Source organism: Streptomyces gelaticus (genome assembly GCF_014649535.1).
GTDB classification, from domain to species: domain Bacteria; phylum Actinomycetota; class Actinomycetes; order Streptomycetales; family Streptomycetaceae; genus Streptomyces; species Streptomyces gelaticus.
Genome location: NZ_BMTF01000012.1, coordinates 1 through 18,146 on the forward strand (window position 1 = coordinate 1; position 18,146 = coordinate 18,146).

Annotated in this window: 19 protein-coding genes and 2 pseudogenes; 8 read left to right on the forward strand and 13 right to left on the reverse strand. The window is 69.3% G+C overall.

The window, feature by feature from the left end; all coding sequences use genetic code 11:
* Positions 1 to 189 (reverse strand): TetR/AcrR family transcriptional regulator (locus IE107_RS18365; RefSeq protein WP_189544888.1); only part of this gene is annotated, 189 nt, incomplete at its 3' end.
* A gap of 439 nt (positions 190 to 628) precedes the next feature.
* Here IE107_RS18365 and IE107_RS18370 point away from each other — a divergent pair.
* Both IE107_RS18370 and IE107_RS18375 read left to right on the forward strand, forming a co-directional pair.
* On the forward strand, positions 629 to 1,204 hold the full coding sequence (locus IE107_RS18370; RefSeq protein ID WP_189544889.1) for a GNAT family N-acetyltransferase: 576 nt from the start codon (positions 629 to 631) through the stop codon (positions 1,202 to 1,204).
* Positions 1,205 to 1,398: 194 nt separating this feature from the next.
* A complete protein-coding gene (locus IE107_RS18375) occupies positions 1,399 to 2,028 on the forward strand; it encodes a class I SAM-dependent methyltransferase (RefSeq protein WP_189544890.1) in 630 nt (209 codons plus the stop codon).
* Positions 2,029 to 2,231: 203 nt separating this feature from the next.
* Here the strand turns inward: IE107_RS18375 and IE107_RS18380 are convergent, their stop codons facing one another.
* The 5 genes from IE107_RS18380 to IE107_RS18400 all read right to left on the reverse strand — a co-directional run bounded on the left by IE107_RS18380 (position 2,232) and on the right by IE107_RS18400 (position 6,938).
* On the reverse strand, positions 2,232 to 2,753 hold the full coding sequence (locus IE107_RS18380) for a DUF4240 domain-containing protein (protein ID WP_189544891.1): 522 nt from the start codon (positions 2,751 to 2,753) through the stop codon (positions 2,232 to 2,234).
* 319 nt (positions 2,754 to 3,072) lie between these two features.
* Positions 3,073 to 3,603, reverse strand: a complete 531-nt coding sequence (locus IE107_RS18385; RefSeq protein WP_189544892.1) for a DinB family protein — start codon at positions 3,601 to 3,603, stop codon at positions 3,073 to 3,075.
* A complete protein-coding gene (locus tag IE107_RS18390; protein ID WP_308434241.1) occupies positions 3,513 to 4,697 on the reverse strand; it encodes a flavin monoamine oxidase family protein in 1,185 nt (394 codons plus the stop codon). The genes IE107_RS18385 and IE107_RS18390 overlap by 91 nt, the downstream gene beginning before the upstream one ends.
* A gap of 19 nt (positions 4,698 to 4,716) precedes the next feature.
* Positions 4,717 to 5,760, reverse strand: a complete 1,044-nt coding sequence (locus IE107_RS18395; RefSeq protein WP_189544893.1) for an alcohol dehydrogenase catalytic domain-containing protein — start codon at positions 5,758 to 5,760, stop codon at positions 4,717 to 4,719.
* 281 nt (positions 5,761 to 6,041) lie between these two features.
* On the reverse strand, positions 6,042 to 6,938 hold the full coding sequence (locus IE107_RS18400) for a LysR family transcriptional regulator (protein ID WP_189544894.1): 897 nt from the start codon (positions 6,936 to 6,938) through the stop codon (positions 6,042 to 6,044).
* Between the two features lie 157 nt (positions 6,939 to 7,095).
* Between IE107_RS18400 and IE107_RS18405 the strand changes: the two genes are divergently transcribed.
* Together IE107_RS18405 and IE107_RS18410 are read left to right on the forward strand one after the other, a co-directional pair.
* Positions 7,096 to 7,341, forward strand: coding sequence for a hypothetical protein (locus IE107_RS18405; protein ID WP_189544895.1), 246 nt, complete (start codon positions 7,096 to 7,098; stop codon positions 7,339 to 7,341).
* Positions 7,311 to 8,090 carry an MFS transporter gene (locus IE107_RS18410; protein ID WP_189544896.1) on the forward strand — a complete coding sequence of 260 codons (780 nt, stop codon included), beginning with the start codon at positions 7,311 to 7,313 and terminating at the stop codon, positions 8,088 to 8,090. Before IE107_RS18405 ends, IE107_RS18410 begins: the two co-directional genes overlap by 31 nt.
* A gap of 177 nt (positions 8,091 to 8,267) precedes the next feature.
* Here IE107_RS18410 and IE107_RS18415 read toward each other — a convergent pair whose 3' ends face one another.
* From IE107_RS18415 to IE107_RS18425, 3 genes are all read right to left on the reverse strand, one after another.
* On the reverse strand, positions 8,268 to 9,161 hold the full coding sequence (locus IE107_RS18415; RefSeq protein WP_189544897.1) for a PaaX family transcriptional regulator C-terminal domain-containing protein: 894 nt from the start codon (positions 9,159 to 9,161) through the stop codon (positions 8,268 to 8,270).
* A gap of 181 nt (positions 9,162 to 9,342) precedes the next feature.
* On the reverse strand, positions 9,343 to 10,191 hold the full coding sequence (locus tag IE107_RS18420) for an alpha/beta fold hydrolase (RefSeq protein WP_229867065.1): 849 nt from the start codon (positions 10,189 to 10,191) through the stop codon (positions 9,343 to 9,345).
* 20 nt (positions 10,192 to 10,211) lie between these two features.
* A complete protein-coding gene (locus IE107_RS18425; RefSeq protein WP_189544898.1) occupies positions 10,212 to 11,441 on the reverse strand; it encodes a saccharopine dehydrogenase family protein in 1,230 nt (409 codons plus the stop codon).
* An 83-nt stretch (positions 11,442 to 11,524) separates the two neighbouring features.
* Between IE107_RS18425 and IE107_RS18430 the strand changes: the two genes are divergently transcribed.
* Positions 11,525 to 13,168, forward strand: a complete 1,644-nt coding sequence (locus IE107_RS18430) for a flavin-containing monooxygenase (RefSeq protein WP_189544899.1) — start codon at positions 11,525 to 11,527, stop codon at positions 13,166 to 13,168.
* A 71-nt stretch (positions 13,169 to 13,239) separates the two neighbouring features.
* Positions 13,240 to 13,725, forward strand: a complete 486-nt coding sequence (locus IE107_RS18435) for a hypothetical protein (RefSeq protein ID WP_189544900.1) — start codon at positions 13,240 to 13,242, stop codon at positions 13,723 to 13,725.
* A 170-nt stretch (positions 13,726 to 13,895) separates the two neighbouring features.
* Here the strand turns inward: IE107_RS18435 and IE107_RS18440 are convergent, their stop codons facing one another.
* Positions 13,896 to 14,405, reverse strand: a complete 510-nt coding sequence (locus IE107_RS18440; protein ID WP_189545069.1) for a DinB family protein — start codon at positions 14,403 to 14,405, stop codon at positions 13,896 to 13,898.
* A 24-nt stretch (positions 14,406 to 14,429) separates the two neighbouring features.
* A pseudogene (locus tag IE107_RS18445) lies at positions 14,430 to 15,000 on the reverse strand (SAM-dependent methyltransferase); the annotation flags it as partial.
* Positions 15,001 to 15,099: 99 nt separating this feature from the next.
* Here IE107_RS18445 and IE107_RS18450 point away from each other — a divergent pair.
* Positions 15,100 to 15,732, forward strand: coding sequence for a helix-turn-helix domain-containing protein (locus IE107_RS18450; RefSeq protein ID WP_189544901.1), 633 nt, complete (start codon positions 15,100 to 15,102; stop codon positions 15,730 to 15,732).
* A 52-nt stretch (positions 15,733 to 15,784) separates the two neighbouring features.
* On the opposite strand, the gene IE107_RS18455 is transcribed toward IE107_RS18450, so the two are convergent.
* Positions 15,785 to 16,348, reverse strand: coding sequence for a GNAT family N-acetyltransferase (locus tag IE107_RS18455; protein ID WP_229867066.1), 564 nt, complete (start codon positions 16,346 to 16,348; stop codon positions 15,785 to 15,787).
* Here IE107_RS18455 and IE107_RS18460 point away from each other — a divergent pair.
* Positions 16,264 to 16,821: pseudogene (locus IE107_RS18460) on the forward strand (helix-turn-helix domain-containing protein). The gene IE107_RS18455 and the pseudogene IE107_RS18460 overlap by 85 nt on opposite strands.
* A gap of 163 nt (positions 16,822 to 16,984) precedes the next feature.
* Here the strand turns inward: IE107_RS18460 and IE107_RS18465 are convergent.
* Entirely contained in the window at positions 16,985 to 18,121 is a 1,137-nt protein-coding gene (locus tag IE107_RS18465; protein ID WP_189544902.1) for an MFS transporter, read from the reverse strand.
* Positions 18,122 to 18,146: the final 25 nt, after the last annotated feature.

Here is an 18,146-nt window from a genome sequence, read left to right on the forward strand (position 1 = left end):
CTCGGCCAGCCGTTCCACGGCCGCCTGCAGCAGCGCCTGCCGCGTCCTGAAGTAGTAGGAGCAGGAGCCTTCCGCCAGCCCCGCCCGCTGGTCGACGGCCCGGTGGGTCAGCCCCCGCATGCCCTCCGCGGCCAGCGTCCCGATCGCCGCGTCGGCCAGTTGTTTCCGTCGTGTCGAGCTCTCCGCCACAACCGTTCCCTCTTCACATACCGAATCCCTCTACAGAAGTAGAGTACCACCGTCACTACAGATGTAGAGGACGGGGAAGGCTGGGAGTTGTCGTGGCCGGCCGCCGCAGCGGCCGGCCACGAGTCGGTTGCGGGCCTGGTCGGCCCGTTTGTGGATGTGCGGGATGCCAGGGTGGCGGAGCCAGGTGCGGATCGTCCTGGTCGTCCAGCCGATTCCGTCCCCGCAACGACTCAGGCAGCAGCGGCCCGGCGAACTCCCGCCCGGTGCTGGACAGTTCATGACGAAGTATCGCGACCCCGTGATCCACCGTTCGAGATCATGTGAAGACACTGCCCAGCCGCCCGGGACCAGCAGTGCTCCGACCACACATCCCCGAGGGCGCGCCGACCACCGCATCGGGACCGGTGGCTCGATCCAATGAGCCGGGACAATGGATCTCATGAACGCACTGCCCACGCTGTCTGCCACTGAGATCGCCACTGATCGTCTCCGGCTGCGAAAGGCGCACGACGCCGACATCGACGGCCTCATCGAGCTCCAGACCGATCCACAGGTCCGTGCCCACCTCGGCGGCCCGCGGCCCCGTACCGCTGTCGAGCAGTACTTCGACGCGAACGGCATCAGCGCCATTGCGGGCAAGGCCGGTACCTACGTCATCGCCGACAAGGAAACCGACAGGTTCATCGGCACACTCGTACTCGACCGCCGCTGCGCCGACCTTCCCGGACACATCACCGAGGAAGGCGGGGAGCTGGAGCTGGCCTACCTCCTCCGGCACGGATGTTGGGGTGCGGGGCTGGCATTCGAGGCCGCCACGGCCATGCTGCGTGCCGCCGCCGACGAGCTGCCCGACCAGCCGGTCCTGGTGGTGACCCAGACGGCCAACGAGCGCTCCCTCAAGCTCGCCGCCCGTCTCGGCTTCCAGCACATGAGCACCTTCGAGGCGTATGACGCGGAGCAAACCCTCGCTGTAGCCGAGCTGCACTCGTTCAAGGCCCGGTCGCCTGTCTCTTGACCCACACCGAAAACAGGGCAGCCGATGCGCCCTGCGACGGGCGGCAGGCGGCACGTTCGGCAACGTACCGCGACCGCGACCGCGTCGGCGTCGGGGCGGGCGGTACCGTTCCGGGGAGCGGACTGAGGCGTGGTGGGAGCGGGCCGGCAGCATCAGAGCCCGGGTGGGCGCGTTCGCTGTGGCAGGGTCGGACCATGCCTTTCGACCACAACGACCACTATCACCGCTTGCTGTTGCGCCAGGTGCCGCGGAATTGCGGTGCGGCTCTGGATGTTGGCTGCGGGACTGGCCGGTTTGCGCGGCGCCTCGCCGATCTGGGTATCGAGGTCGATGCGGTCGATCCGTCCGCGGAGGCTGTCGCGGAGGCTCATGCTCTGTCGGAGTCGGCAGGAGGCGCCAAGAGTCCGCGATTCCGGCAGGCGGATGTCACTGATGTCGAACTCGCCAAGGGGCACTACGACTTCATCTCGTGCCTGGCCAGCATCCATCACATGTCCTTCGACGTCGTCGCCGCTCTGCGTGATGCGCTCGCGCCGGGTGGAGTTCTGGTGATCCTGGGGTGTTATCCGGAGAAGAGCCGTCTCGACTGGGCGTGGAGTCTGGCGGCCGTGCCTGTCAACGCCGTCGCCAGGCTCGCCGTTGCCGCAGTGGACATGAACCGCTCTGCTGCGTCGGCCGGCCGGGGGCGGGTCAGGGCTCCGGTGATGCCACCGACCATGCCCCTGCACGATATCCGCCGGGAGGCCGCGGTGCTGCTGCCCGGATGCAGCATTCGCAGACTGCTGTTCTGGCGCTATCTGCTCGTCTTCCGTACCGGCGCCTGACAAGACCACGGCGGAACCCTCTCGGCCTCTGACCAAGTCAACTGCGGGTTCCGATCCCGGTGTCCGGCGGAGACTGCCTCCGCCGGACACCGGATACCTCACGCCGAGTACCTGGATTCGGCAGATGCGCCGTCGGGCTGTCAGAACGACGCCGGCGGGGTCGTGGTGGTCAAGCTCGGCACCCGCGCCCCGGGGAAGCTGCTTCATACGGGCCGGCGGTTCAATGGCGGCATCTCAGGTCCGGTGTAGCGTCCCCCCGTCGTGCTCCGGGTGGGCTGCCATCCGTCGGTGTTGCTGAAGCTCTCCCAGGACACGCTCGTGAGCTCATCGTGCGGCACTCCGGTCCGGGCCTCGTACGCATTGCTGGCGAGGTACAGGAGAGACTCGAATTCCAGCCCGGTCGGGAAACGCGAGGGATCCGCGAGTACCCCCTCGTAGAACTCCCTTCCGTTCGCTACCACGACACAACGCGCGTACAAGAAGTCGTCAGCGGAGATGTATTCGTCTCCATTGTCCGGATCCGCCTCTCCCTGATAGCACCAACGAGCGTGCTCTCGTGTATCCAGTGCGTAGAGCTTGGCGGCAAGCAGGTCCTCGAACGCGACGATCTCCCGGGGTGGCAATCCCTGGAGCACTCGCGAAGCAGGAGCGAGCACTGCGTCGTCATCACCGGACCGTTCCCAGTCGAACGATGCGATGAGGGCCCAGAAACGTGCTTCGTCCATGGTCCGATCCTTGCACAGGCCCAAGGCCGCTCAGCGTGCAGGAGCTGCTTCCACCGACTTGCGTCGCGTTCGCATGGCCGGCACGGCAGTAGGGTGAAACGGTGAACCCCTTACCGGAAGGCTCGGCGCCACTGATTGGCGACGACGACCGCGAACCGGTGGATCACGTCCCGGACTGGGTGTCCTGCATGTACCAGTCGACGTTCTGCGTCGCCGACTGCCGTTCCTCGTGTTCGAAGTCGAGCTTCTCGATGAGTTCCTGGACTGCCCGGACCCTCGGCCCGCGTCAACGAGGAAAGCTGAAGCTCCGTACGTGGCCCTACAGGCCGTCGACGACGAGGTAGCCGTCGAGGCGACGTACGCAGTCTCCCTCCGGGTCCGGCGGAAGCGGATGCCCGAGGTTGTCCGCGCGGACTTCGCTGATCCACTGGTCGTGCTGGTACTCGTGGTTGATGAGCGCGGTGAGCAAGTGGCTCGCGACGATGGTGAGTTGCTCCGGTGCCGTGACGTTTCCGGATGCGATGGCGCGCATACGGGCGTGCACCCGCTCGGCGACGGTGTCGCGGAAGGCGGTGAGCCGTTCGATGGTGGGCAGGGCGCCGCGGAACTTCTCCGGGTTCGCCGAGTCCATGAGTCCGTCCAGTTCGGGGTCGGGGCTGGGCTCTGCGGCGGTCAGGTTGCGGACCATGAAGTGGGCGACGTGGGCCTGGTGGCCCAGGTGCCAGCCGATGGCGCTGGAGTTCTCGTGCGGACGCCAGGTCACCTCGTCCGGGGCGAGGTCCTTCCACAGGTCGTCGGTGTACGCACGGGCACGGTCGTACTCGCGCAGCAGGGCGTCGATGCGGTGCATGCAGTCGCCTTTCTCAGGTAGCGGAACGTGGGATTCAGTCGGCCAGGATCGCATGGGTCGCTCGCTCCGCCGCGACGAGTGCCCCCCTCCACGTGGCCCGCGAAGTCCGGCGAGGTCTCGGTGGAGGCCCAGTGCAGCCGTCCGTCCAATGCCGGCTGCTGGTAGAGGTCATGACCGAACAGCTGGTAGGCGGTCAGGCGGTGCCCGTCACCGGGGGAGGTCCACTCCTCCTGGCCCCAATCCTGTACGAGCAGTTCGGAGGGTTCGCCGGCTTCCGGACCGTACATGGCGGCCAGTTGCGCTCGTACCTCCTCCTCGAATCCTGGGCGGCCGGCGAGCCGGGTCGGGGCGAAGCCGAACAGCACGGCGGGGGTGCCGTCGGGACCAGAGATGTCGTGCACTTCCTGCAGCGGGCCGACGCGGCTCATGCCGGCGCCCGCGAGCCCTGCCGCGCGCCAGAACGGGCGCGGGTAGCGGGCGAGGACCTTGGCGACGGCCCCCATCCACACCGGGGTGAAACGGGCCACCTCGACCAGATCCGCGGACAGTCGCCCGTCGAAGTCGATCCCGGCGACGGCCAGTGCGGGAGGTACGGCGAGCACCAGGTGCCCGGCTCGCAGGACTGTGTCCGCGGCGCGCACTTCCAGGCCATCGGCGGCGGGTCGGATCGCGGTCACCGGAGTGTTCAGGCGGAGCGCCCGTTCCGGGAGGCGGACCGCCATGCCGCGGGCGAGACCGTACGTACCGTTCACGAAGCGGCGGGACGGGCCTTCGACCAGGTTGCCCGAGTAGCGCCGCACTCCCTCGGCGGTCTGCAGCATCGTGTCGCCCGCGAGCCGGTGGGCGAAGGACTCGAGGCCGAGGTCTTTCGCGAGCTGCGCGACGAACGGCTCGTTGTCCCAGAACCAGCTGGCGCCCAGGTCCATCGCGCCACCTTCGGCGGGGATGCTCAGCAGGCGGCCGCCCACCCGGTCGCGGGCCTCCAGGACCACGGTCTCGCGTCCGGCGGCGGTCAGCGCGGTGGCGGCGGCGAGGCCGCCGACGCCGGCACCGACCACGACGACGTCATGGGTCTCCTGCTGAGACATATCCATCCCTTTCTCTCTACGCGATTCACGCGCCGGAGGCGCCGGTGGTGAGCACTGCCCGGAACCGGGCACGACCTTCGCGCACCATGTCGACGGCCTGCTGCGCGTCCTGAAGCGGCACGGTCTGCACCCGGGGCCGTACGCCGGTCGCCACGGCGAAGCGCATCGCCTGCTCGGTGTCGGTGGGGCTGCCGGTCAGGTGGCCGGTGATGCTCTGGGCGTTCATGACGAGCTTGCCCAGGGGAAGTTGGAGCGGGGTGCCGTCGATACCGACGATGGTGAGCCGGCCGTGCGGGGCGAGTCCGTCGACCAGTTCCGCGAGCGGTGCGCTGCTGGTGGCCGTGGACAGGATGAGCCGAGCGCCGCCCATGGCGCGCAGCGCATCGCCCGGTACCTGCCGTGTGGAGTCGATGTAGTGGTGCGCTCCCAGCTCGCGGGCGACCTCCCGCTTCTCCTCGCCCCGTGCCACCGCCACCGTCTCGAAGCCCATGGCCGCCGCGAACCGAACGGCCAGGTGGCCGAGCCCGCCGATGCCCAGAACGGCGACCCGGTCCCCGGGCTCGGCACCTGAGTGCCACAGAGCGTTGAACGTCGTCACCCCCGCACACCCGAAGGGTGCGGCCTCGGCGAAGGACAGCGGCTCGGGGATCCGGACGAGCGCCGGGGCCGGCACGGTGATCGTGGTGGACCAGCCGCCCGGATACGACAGGCCTGGGATCTGACGCTGGGGACAGTGAACGACATCCCCGCGGCGGCAGGCGATGCAGTGCCCGCAGCTCCCGCCGAACCAGCCGACGGCCACCCGTTCGCCGACCTCCCAGCCGGTCACCCCGGGCCCCAACTCCGCTACCCGGCCCGCGACTTCATGCCCTGGCGTGATCGGGAACCCGCCGTCGGGGCGGGCGAAGCGGACCGTGCCGAGGTCCGCGCCGCAGATCCCGGAGGCCGCCACGTCCACCCGTACAGATCCGGGTCCGGGGTGTCGCGCCTCCACCGCGACGGCCCGTACCGGCGCCTTCGCCTCGGCCACTTGCGCGGCTCGGTGGTCGTGAAGGTTGTCGTAGGTCATGAGGAACTCTTCCCGGATCAAGCGTGGGTGGGGACGGGAGCGGGTCATTCGCGTCCGGCCATGATTCCGCCGTCGACGTCCCCAATGGCGCCGGTGACCCAGTCGGCCGGGTCGGTCTGCGGCGTGATCCGGAGATGAGCCATGGTGATGCCTCGCAGACGTGGGGGGGTGCGATGCAGAGATGAATCGCTCGACTCCTGCGAAGTTACGGCCCCTCCACGGTGCCCGGTAGCGGAGAGAAGTGAATCCGGGCATAGGCGGTGTTTATGGCCCGGGACTGCTCAGCCTGCCGTTCGGCGGGTGGCTGCGAGCCCGTCGGCCAGCCGCAGGAGATCCGGCGCGAGCGAGGAGTCGGCGCTCCACACTGCCTCGAAGGAGATCTGCACCTCGCGTCCGCCGTCCATGAGCGGACGGTACGGGGTCTCGGGAGAGACGAGTTTGGAGAGCGGGACCATCGCGGAGCCCAGGCCCAGCCTCGCCCAGTGCTGCAGGACGCTGTAGGTGGCGGCCTCTCCGGGATAGGCGCGCAGGGGCATCTCGTGCGACTGGAACAGCTGGTTGGTGAACGTCGTCAGGCCGCAGGTGTCGGGCACGAGGATGAACTGCTCGTCCCCCGCCTCCGTCAGCTCCAGTGGAGTCCGACCGCCCTCGTCCCCGGAGCCGACGACGACGACCGGCTCGACGCCGATGACCCGGTGTTCATAGCGCGGCATCGCTGCTACGGCCGGGATCAGGATGATGTCGAGCTCGCCGGCGTGCAGCGCGGCACGGAGGTCTTCCATGTCCGCCTCGCGCAGTACGAGGTCACGGACCACGGGCAGGTCGCGGACCATCCCGAAGGAGCGCGCGACCAGGTCCGGTGCGATCAGCGGCGACACCCCCATGCGGATCTTCTGCTCGCCGGGTTCGGTCAGTCGCCTCGCCTCCGCCACCACGGCGTCCAGCGCGGCCACCGCAGAAGAGATCAGCGGCAGCATCCGCGCGCCGAAGGCGGTGGGGGTCACCCCGCTCGGAGAACGGTCGAAGAGCTTGTCCCCCAGTCGCTCCTCCAGCTTGGCGATGCCGTTCGACAGCGCGGGCTGTGTCACCCCGTACGCCCGGGCGGCGGCACTGAACGATTTGGTCTCACCGACCGCCCGCGCATATCGCAGCCCTTCGGTATTCAGCCGCTCGGTCATAACCATTGCCTATCCCTGCATTCACCGCACTGCCCTACCCGTGGCCGTGCCCTGCTCCTACGGTAGGCCGCCGTCCGTCCAACATAACCAAAGGCTATGTGCGAGATGTCTGCTGTGCCGTGTGCCACCAGATGGCATCGGGAGGGAGTACCAGCACGTGACCGCGTCACAAGGGCAGGAACAGGGCATACGCGCCGTGCCGTGGCGGGCCGAGGCACGCGCTCGTGCCGTGCAGAAACGCACGATCCGGCTGCTGTCGGCGGCCCAGATCGTCGGCGGGATCGGCATCGGGGTGTCGGTGTCGAACGGTTCGCTGCTGGCCGAGTCCGTCGCCCACAACGAGACCTACGCCGGCCTGGCCCGCACCGCCAGGTGGCGTCCGCGCTGCATCTGCCCCGGCTGACCGGGGCGTTCGTCCTGGCCACCGCCTGTACGGCACTGGCAGCGCTCCTGCTGTGGATCCGGCTCCGCCCCGACCCGCTGGTGTTCACCCGGCAGCAGCCCGACACCGAAGGGCTGCCGGAAACCGGATCGCCTATACGGAATGCACCGACGCGGGAATCACAGCCGGGCACGGTGCGCGCGGGCCTGCGCCATCTCCGCCACTCGCCGCGGGCCGCCTTCGCGTTCGTGACCATCGTCGTGGCCAACACTGTCATGGGTGCGGTCATGACGATGACTCCCGTCAGCATGTCCGAACACGGAGCCTCCCTCACTCTCGTCGGCGTCACCATCAGCCTCCAGCTGCTGGGGATGTACGCGTTCTCCCCCGTCGTCGGCTGGCTCAGCGACAGGTTCGGCCACCTGTCGGTCGCGGTCGCCGGGCAGGCCGTGTTCATCGTCTCTGCGCTGCTTTCGGGACTGGGCCACGCCTCGGTCGCCATGGTGACGGCAGGGCTGTTCCTGCTCGGTCTCGGTTGGTCCTTCAGCTTGGTGGCCGGCTCCGCGATGCTCAGCGAGGCCACGCCCACGGCGCTTCGGCCGGGCGTGCAAGGCGCCACGGACACCGCGATGAACGTCGTCGCAGCGGTGGGCGCCGGCCTGGCCGGGCCACTCATGCACAGCATCGGTTTCGGCGGCCTCAACGCCGCAGCAGCGGTCCTCGTCCTGCCCGTGATCCTGTTCTGGCGCCGCCTGGTCCGGGCCCGTTGACCACGGGTCCCACCTGTGCACCGGCTCACCGTCGAGAGCGTCGTCCAGAGCGTGTACAAGGGCGGTTGGTGAGGGCCCATCGGGTAAGGCGCCAGGGAAGCAACGCCCAGAAACCGGCTCTTCTCCCACACGCCCTGCCCGGCGCCGAGCGGCGTGAGTCGACCGGTGTCGCGGTCCTCAGTTGTCGGCGGCTGCTGGGCGGAGCACGTCGCGGTAGAGATGGAAGAGGCTGACTCGTCGGCTCTCGTCCGTGTGCTCTTCCAGGAGCGACCAGCATTGTGCGACGAGTTCACGGGCCTGGGTGCCGGGCCAGGGCTGGGGCAGCAGCTCCGGGGGCAGGAGGGGGTCGGGCTCCATGGCGCGGGTGAACTCGGCGGCCAGTTCGACCGCGATGGTCAGCCGCTGGGGGCCGGAGAGGTCGTCTGCCTGGAGTCGGCGCAGCCGGGGTCGGGCGACAGAGGCGAGTCGCTGGTAGCGGTCGGCGATCTCTTCCAGCGGCCATAGGGTGCGGGCGAGTACGGCAGGGGCTTGTTCGTTGCCCTGGCGCAGGTTGTCCGTGGTCAGCAGCGTGAGGTGGTCGAGGACGCCGAGGTGGCGGGCTTGGTCTTCGACGTGGGGCTCCCAGGTGTTGGCGCTGATGTACAGCCCACCCTGCACGGCAGCGCCGCCGAGCCGGGTGAGTGCGGCCCGCAGGGCATCGCGTGCGGTGCGGGCCGTCTCGGGGACCGCGAAGGCGACCAGGTGCCAGATGCCGTCCCAGGGTTCGAGGCCCGCGTCCTGCCGGAAGGCGTGGGTGACGAATTCGACATCGGGTCCGAGAGTCTGCTCGGTCGCGCCGGTGGCCCGCAGCACTGCTCTACGCCCCCGGCCTTCCTGGGTGAAGCGTCCTTCGGTGACCAGCCTCTTGACGCACAGCCGCACCTGCGGGTCGGTCATGCCGAGCAGTGGGGCGATGGCGTAGAGCTCGCCGGTGTCGACGGTGTGATCGGCTCGGATCAGGGCCTCGACGAGCGTCCGGGTGGGGACTTGGACGGCCGGTTCCGGCGTGCGGGGTGAATCCGTTCCGGTCATGGGGTGGTGGACCTTTCGAGCGTGGTTGAGATGGTTGGCCAAGGCACTGCGTCCGGATACTCAATCGATGAGCGATCGGAAATCGTTCGATCGTTTACAAATTAAAGTACCGTTGGCAATGCCGCGACCCGCCCTGCCCGTCGCTCCGGCCGCCCAGGCCCTCACACCCGCACGACGCACTTCACAGGCCGTTCCAGAACGAGCTGAGCAGAGCGGCTGTCTCCGCCGTGCGCTCGATCTGCGGCAGATGACCGGTTCGCGGGAAGAGGTGGGTGCGTGCCCGGGGCAGGGCGGACGCGGCGTTGATGAGGTGGCGGGCGGGGAGGATACGGTCGTGGGTGCCCCAGACGACGAGTACCGGGGTATCGAGCGCCGAGACCTCCGCGAGCAGTTCTGCGCGCCAGCCGGGGCGTACACCGCGCCAGGAGCCGAGGTCGCGGGCCACCTGCCGCAGCATCCGGGCAGCCCCTTCGCGGCGGGCGAGGGCGAGTGCCGCGGCAATCCGCTCGGGGGTCGCGAAGTCCGGGTCATGAAAGAGGGAACGCTCCGTCAACCGCGCGCTCCCCTCATCGGGGCGCAGGAGCAGCCGCCAGAGCAGTGGCAGGTCGAGGATGCGCAGCGCCCAGGTGACCTCGCGGCCGAATCCCGCGCTGTTCAGCAGCGTCAGTGAGGACACACGCCCGGGGGCGTGAGCGGTGAGCTGCATCGCGATGGCGCCACCGAGGGAGTTGCCCACCACGTGCACGGCGGAGGCGACTTCGAGCCGGTCGAGCACCCGCTCGACGTGCCCGCTCAGGGAGGCGAGCCGGCAGTCCGGCAGAGGCTGTGACCGGCCGAACCCCGGAACATCGATCGCGATGAGCCGGTGGTCCGGCAGGGCGGCCTGGAGCGGCGCCCAGTCCGCCAGGCTGCGGTCCAGGCCGTGCAGCAGGAGTACCGGGGGGCCACTGCCCACTGCGGTGTACCGGACGGCGCGTCCCGCCACGTCGAGGAACGCGGTGGGGGGCGTGGCCACTTCTCTTGAAGGCACGGCGTATCTCCTGTTCTGCTTCACTCGTTCGTGGTCACGTCGACGATCACGCCGTCGCTGGGGCCGTCGTCGTCGGGAAGGTCGGGCACGTGGCGTGCCAGGTCGAGGAAGAAGCGTTCGGCGTCGATGGCCGTCTCCGGTGGGTGGACGCCGAGTTGGCCACCGGTGCCGTCCAGCAGTTGCGCGAGCCCAAGAGCCAGGGGCAGACCGGTCGCCTCCGCCATGTCGTTGAGCAGCGCCGCGGCACCGGGTGTATCCGCGAGCCGGGCCAGCACGGTGACCTGACGGCCGTCGCGGGTACCCGTGGCGGTGGCGAAGAACGGGGGCAGTGACCCGGGCCCCTTACGGGTCATGGCACCTGCGGTGGCCCGCAGTGCGCGGGACACCGAGGGCTTTGCCAGGTCGGCCGCCGCGGTCTCGTTGGTGAGCTTCCCGGCGTCGATGTCGCGGCGCAGGACGTCGAGATACGCCACCGTGCCCGGGGTGACGACCATGAGGTTGGCCGCCTCGCCGGCCGGTCCGAAGCTGCGGTGCAGGGTGACCGGCTCGGGGTGACCGACTGTGTAGGCCGTGCCGGAGCGTCCGGCGGACACGGAGAGGGTGACCGGCCGGAGTGGACGCCGGTGGACGAGCCGGCCGTCGCTGACCATCGCCACTTTCCCGCTGATCTGCTCCATCCAGTGCACGGCGGCCGCGCTGGGGCGCCCGCCGGGGTCGCTCAGCTGCTCGTCGTCCCCGCCACTGCCGGAGACGTCGACGGGCCATGCGGTGTACAGGTCCTGGACATGGTCCAGTTGCCGGACGGCACGTGCGGCCAGCAGATTGCTGACGCCGGGACTGGCTCCCATTCCCACCACGGCGCGGACGCCGGCGGCCCGGGCCTCCTCGTTCAGACCGAGCATCTGCAGCGTCGGCTCCCAGTCGTCGCAGATGTCCAGGTAGTGGGTGCCGGTCGCGATCGCGGCCCGCAGCACGGTGAGACCGAAGCGGTAGTACGGGCCGACGGTGTTGAGGACGACGTCCGCACCCTCCAGAGCGGCGCGCAGGGCGGGACTGTCGGTCACGTCGACCCTGAGCGCACGCATCGGCACGGCACCCATGCCTTGCTCGGCGAGCCGGCGCACCAGCGCACGGGCCGCCTCCAGGTGCCGGTCGGCCACCACGATCTCGGTGACGCCGGGGAGCCCGGCCGCCACACGTACCGCTACGGCACCCATCGCGCCCGGTCCTCCAAGAGCCAGAATCCTCATCGCGCACTCCATTCATCGTGTGTAATACGATCATAGGCTATACGATCGTATTCGTTTCGAGCAATCATTGGAGGAGGGTCATCATGACCGACTCGCACAGCACGGATCCGGCCCCTCATGGGCCGGTCGTGGCGCGGCAGCGGCGTACCGGGCCGGGCAGCGCCTCGCCCGGACGTCACGTGTCCGTCGTCATCGTCGGCGCGGGATTCGCGGGACTCGGCACAGCCATCCGACTGCTGCAGGAGGGCCACCACGACCTGCTGATACTGGAGCGGGCCGATGAGGTGGGCGGCACGTGGCGGGACAACGCCTATCCGGGGTGCGCCTGCGATGTGCCCTCGCGCCTGTACTCGTTCTCGTTCGCGCCCAACCCCACCTGGAGCAGGCGCTTCGCTCCTCAGGAGGAGATCGAGCGCTACCTGCAGCGCTGCGTCGCCCGATACGGTCTGACGCCCCGCCTGCGGCTCGGCTGCGAGCTGCAGCGTGCCACCTGGGACGCCGAGCGGCTGCGCTGGGACCTGGACACCAGCACGGGACCGGTCAGCGCCGGGCTGCTGGTGATGGCTCAAGGGCCCCTCTCGGAACCGGCCATCCCCTCGCTGCCCGGCCTGGAAGACTTCACCGGAGAGGCGTTCCACTCCGCCGGGTGGAGGCACGACCTGGACCTTTCCGGAAAGCGGGTGGGGGTGATCGGGACCGGCGCGAGCGCCGTCCAGTTCATCCCTCACCTGCAGCGCACGGCCCAGCAGGTGACGGTCTTTCAGCGCACTCCGTCGTGGATCGCCCCGCGCCGGGATCAGCCGGTCCCGGCATGGCAACGGCGCCTGTTCCGGCTGGCTCCGCCGGTGCAGCAACTGGCGCGAGGCTGGGAGTACATGCTCCGGGAAGCGACGTTGCCGGCGCTGCTCGGCAACCGCGCCATGGCCGCGCTGGGGCGTCGGGAGGCACTGGCCCATCTGCACCGCCAGGTCAAGGATCCTGAGCTGCGGTCCAAACTCACCCCGGACTACGCATTGGGTTGCAAGCGGGTCCTGTTGTCCGACGACTACTACCCGGCGCTGGTTCAGCCCAACGTCCGCGTCGTCACCGACCCGATCGCCGGCATCGGGCCGGACGCGGTCCTCACCACGCCGGGCGGCGCGCAAGCCGCATCAGGTGACACCGCCGCGTATCCGGTGGACGTACTGCTCTTCGGAACCGGATTCCGTGTCAACGACGCCTCCTACACGCAGCGCGTCATAGGTGGTGGCGGACGGTCCCTGCACGAGGTCTGGCAGGGCAGCCCGCAGGCGCACCTGGGCACGACCGTCGCGGGATTTCCCAATCTGTTCCTGATGGCAGGCCCCAACACCGGCGTGGGGCACACGAGCCTCATCTACATGATCGAGTCACAGATCAACTACCTCATCAGCACCCTGCGGCTGATGCGCAACCGCAGCCTGGGCGCAGTGGAGGTACGCGCACAGACGCAGCAGGCGTACAACGCCGAACTGCAGAACCGGATGACTCCCACTGTCTGGGCCTCGGGCGGCTGCTCCGGCTGGTACCAGGACCGCACGGGCCGTGTCACCACCATCTGGCCCGCGCCGACCTGGCGGTTTCGCCGTCGCACCCGGACCATCGACCCGAAGGAGTATGTGCTGACAGCGTCACGCGACACCCAGGACAGTCACATCTCCGGCGGGTCCGACCGGGTGGGCGCCGGCGAAGCGCAGCCAGGGTCATGACGGATCCTCGCCACCCCCGAGCGACCGGTCGCACCTGCGGCCACCGGAGATGTCCGTCCAGGAAGCCGCTGGTGTCCACGGCACTGAGCCGCACACCGGCCAACCGGCTTTTCGCCTTCGAGGCGCTGAGCACTGTGCTGTTCACGGTGCCCACGCTGATGGTCACCACCGCGGACCACCCCCGAGTGCCCGAATGGACCCAGCTACTGGGACTGGCCCTGCTCCTCACGATGATCGGCGCGCTCGTGCACACGTGTCGGCTGACCATCGCCGATGGGCTGATGCTGGTCACCCGTGGGGCCCCCGGGTCGGGCGAGGGCGCGACCAGGCGACTGCGCCAACAGTCCGGAGCGGAGCGCCGGTTGGGGTGGCTGCTGGTTCTGTATCCAGCCGCGCTGGTGATCCTGCTGCCTGTCCCCGATACATGGGTGCGGTTCTGGTTCTGGTCCACGCTGCTGCTCAGCCTGTCCGCAATGCTCTCCCTCGGCATGCTGCTGCGCGGCGCTGGCCACACCGACTGCCGGCAGGGAGGGCTTCCGAAGGCCGCGGGCCCGTAGCACCGGATGCCGGACGGCATCACGGTGTCAGGACCTCGCCGTCGCGGGCACCCCGGCGACTTCGACACGACGTACGCCGTTCCCTGCCCGCTGCGCGGCAGCCGAACACCCTGCCGCCTGCAGCCCCGCAGCCAGCGGGGAGCAGGCGGCACGGGAGAAGAACAGGCGGATCAACGCCCGGTCGAACCGTCGATGAGCTCGCGCAGGATGTCTGCATGCCCCGCGTGACGGCCGGTCTCCTCGATCATGTGGGTCAGCGCCCAGCGGACGCTGGGAACCGGACGCCCGGGCCGCGGTCGAGGGACGGGTGCGCCGAGATCGGTGCACCCGTCGAGTACGTCGTTGGCGCGCCTGACCGCCTCCCGGTAGCGGACGACGACATCGGCCACGCTGTCGGACGACGCGACCCGGAACGTCGCCGGCCAGTCACTGACGTCGTCGCCGAGGAACACCGAACGCTCCACGAACGTCAGGTGGTTGAGCAGCCCGAGCAGGTTCGTGCCCGACGGCACGGCGGCAGCTCGCGCCTGCGGCTCGGGCGCACCGTCGACCTTCGCCGCGATCGACGTCCGCAGATGGTCGAGGAACCCGCGCAGGACCTCGGCCTCGCTGTTCCCGGTCCGGGGCGGCGGGGTGTCGCGGCGGCGATTGCGGGGTGTGGCGCCGGACGAGCCGGACATCAGGGGTCGCCTCCCTCGCGTCAGGGCGGTACGGCGGATGACGAGCACATGGTCGGTGACCTCGGCGGTACGCCCGTCCGGCCCGTTCGCGATCCGCCGGGGTGCGTCGGCCCGCTCGACCGTCCATGTGTCCGGGGCCAGTTCGATACCGGCGGCCACCTCCTGCGGGCTCGGGTAGCCGGTGTCGGGGGCCTGGTTCCACGACCACGGGGCGGTCGAACCGTGATCGACGACCAGCAGCCGCCCGCCCGGTGTGCAGGTAGTGGGCGCTGATCAGGTCGAACGCACCGGGCGGGAAGGACGTGCGCAGGTCGTGCTGTACGGGGGTGAGACGCTCGCCCAGGCCACGCGAGCGGGCGAGGGCGGCGAGCCGCTCGACCGCCACGGCCGAGATGTCGACGGCGGTGACCTGCCACCCCTGCCCGGCGAGCCACAGCGCGTCGCCGCCGTTGCCGCATCCGAGATCCAACGCGTCACCGGCCGGCAGGGCCGCCACCGTCTCGGTGAGGCGGACGTTCGGCTGCGGGTCGTCGGCCGTCGGCCGGGAGGCATGGACGCCGTCCCAGAAAGCGACCGCAGCATCGGTGGTGCTCATTTCACGACTCCTCGTGTCGATGGACGCCCAGTCTTGCCAGGCACACCGCAACCAGGCACGAAATCTTGCGGTAACGGCAAGACGGGCCCCGAAGGCAAGATGGGCTCCATGCACCCCGATCCCAAGAGTGACGACGACGTACTCGACGCGGTGGGGCCGCGGCTCCGCGCCCTGCGCCGCGACCGCGGCATCACCCTCGCCGACGTCGCGGCGACGACGGGCGTCTCGGAGAGCACCCTGTCCCGGCTGGAGAACGGGCAACGCCGACCGACCCTGGAACTGCTGCTGCCGCTGTCCCGTATCTACGACGTCCCGCTCGACGACCTCGTCGGCGCCCCGCGCACCGGCGACCCCCGGATCCACCTCAAGCCGATCAGCCGGTACGGAATGACCTTCGTACCCCTGTCCCGGCGCCCCGGCGGAGTCCATGCCTTCAAACTGATCATCCCCGCCCGGCCAACACCCCTCGAACCGACCCCGCAGAACCACGAAGGCGTCGAATGGCTCTACGTACTGGGCGGCCGGCTGCGGCTCGTCACGGGCGAGCGGGACCTGATGCTGTCACCCGGTGAGGCAGCCGAGTTCGACACCTCCCTGCCGCACTGGCTGGGCAGCGCCGACGGCCGGGCGGTCGAGCTCCTCATTCTGTTCGGCGCGCAGGGGCTGCGTGCGCACGTACGCCCCGGCCCCGACAGGCCCGACCGGTCGTCCCGGGCCGAGCCCCAGCAGTGAACTCGGCGAGACTTTGCGTCCGGCAACGAGGCCTCCCCCTCGTGCGGTGCGGTCAGAGCCAAAAGGTCCGTACGACGAAGGTCCGACCGGCGACCGACGGCCGGCTTGCCCAACTCCGGTCCGCGGCCGGGGTGGGCGCACCGACTCCGTCCGGCAGGCCGACCGCGGTGGAACGCGAAGCGATGTACCTCATGACACCGTCCACCAACACCGCCGCCGACGTCATGGAGAGCTTCACCGGCGAGACGACATCCCATGGGCCGAATCGTGTCAAGCCGGCTGATTCGGCGGCCGCCACCGAGGCATGGTTGTCAAGCTGGCAGCGGTACTGAGGTTCGTGTTTCCGTGCGAGGGCGTGGCGGGAGATCGCCCGTACGAGGCGCCGGGCGTGGCCCTTTCCCCGGTAGGGCGGGAGTGTCAGTACGCCGAGGTCGGCCAACGGAGCATCGTTCCATGGGTACATGCTCGCCACGCACACCAGCCGTCCGTCTTCGAGCGCGCCATGAGCGGCCCAGTGGTCCAGTTCGACAAATGCTTCGTCGAGGTCCTGTTCCGACGCGGCTTCCTCGAACTGCTGCGGCGTTGGTCGAGGCCCCTGGCATCTCCAAAAGCACACTGTCGAGGCTGGAGTCGGGTCAGCGCCGCCCGAGCCTGGAGCTGCTGCTGCCCATCGCACAGGCCCACCAGGTACCGCTGGACGAACTCGTCGGGGCGCCGGAGGTCGGCGACCCGAGGGTCCGCTGCAAGCCCCGCGTCCACAACGGTCGTACGGCGATTCCACTGTCGACACGGCCGGGGCGCCTGCAAGCCTGGAAGTCGGTCATCCGCGCGGAACACAGCCGGCCCGATCTGGTCACGCACGAGGGACACGAGTGGCTGTACGTCCTGTCCGGACGGTCCGGCTCATCCTGGCCGACCACGACCTGATCATGGAGCCGGGCGAGGCAGCCGAGTTCGACACCCGCCTGCCACACTGGTTCGGACCCGCAGGAGAGTCCCCCCGTGGAGGTGCTCAACCTGTTCGGCCCCCAAGGGGAACGCGTGCACGTCCGGGCCAAGCCCCGGTCCCGGGCAAAGCCATCGACCTGACCGAAAAGGCCCGTTGCCGGGACCGCCTTCCGGCAGACACGGTAGGTGGCCGGGTGGGTAGTGGACCAGGGCGCGAGCTGCAAGCCGTGACGCCGGGAGACGGACCGAGTGGACACAGCGCTCGCCGCAGAGCGCACGTCCCGTCCGCCCGTAGGGTTGCTGATCAGCTGTGCTCACAATGATCGACAGCGTGGACCACAGGCGGCTCGATCTTGCGCAGTCGTGTAAACGGCACAGCCGAGGCGAGCACGAGAGCAATCGCTCCCACGAGCAAGAGGGCGAACCATGGGCCGGAACTGTCGATGACGGCTCCAGCTGCCGCGGACGCCAGCGATGCGCCGAGATTCACGGAGGTGTTGATCCATGTCGACGCTTCTGTCCGGCCGGATTCCGCAACGATGGTGTCGGCGATGAGATACCCGGTGATGAGAGACGGAGCGAGGAACAGGCCGACGAGTGCGAGGCCCGCAGCGAAGGCACCGAGCGTGTCCAACTGCGACACGAGCACCGCGCCGAGTCCCATGCCGAGGCACAGGACGAACAGTCTCTTGCCGATTCCTCCCTTGAGGTTCAGCTGCCCATAGAGAAATCCTCCGAGAGCACTTCCGCCGGCAAAGGCTGCCAGGAGCCAGCCCGAAGCTGCGACAGCATCATGGTGCGAAGCCGCTGCCGGAGCCGCGATCTCCGCGACACCGAGTACACCACCGACGCCCAGGAGAACGATCAATACTCTTGCGAAACCTGGCTGACGCAGCGGGCGATCGCCTCGCGCGACACCCCCTCCTGTTCCGCGAAGCACCCCCGAGGACGCGCTCGACGTCATCGCTGCGGTGCCGAGGGAAACGGCTGCCGCGGTCACCCATAGCCCGGTGCTGGGAGAACTGGCGACAATGACCGCGCTGATGACTACGGGGCCAATGACGAAAAGCAGCTCTTCGCACACCGCGTCGATACTGAAGGCTTTTGTTCGCTGGTCACCGGCTGTCGTGAGCGATGCCCAGATCATTCTCATCGCCGCCCCCAGGGGCGGCGATGTCAGGCCGATCGCCACACTGAGGACGAGGAACCAGACATCCGCAACTTTCTCGGCCTGTGCGATGAGCGCGAGAGCGACGAATCCTGAGGCTTGGCCTGACGCCATGGTGGTGAGCGCGGTTCGTTGACCGAATCGATCGACGGCCCGGGCGCGCCAGGGGGCGGCGATGACGTTGGCGATCCCGAACGTCGCTGTTGCGAAACCGGCTTTTGTGTACGAACCCGTACTGTCTTGGACGGCGAGGAGGAGGGCAAGACTGCCCATCGCGAGAGCGGACCGACCGATCAGG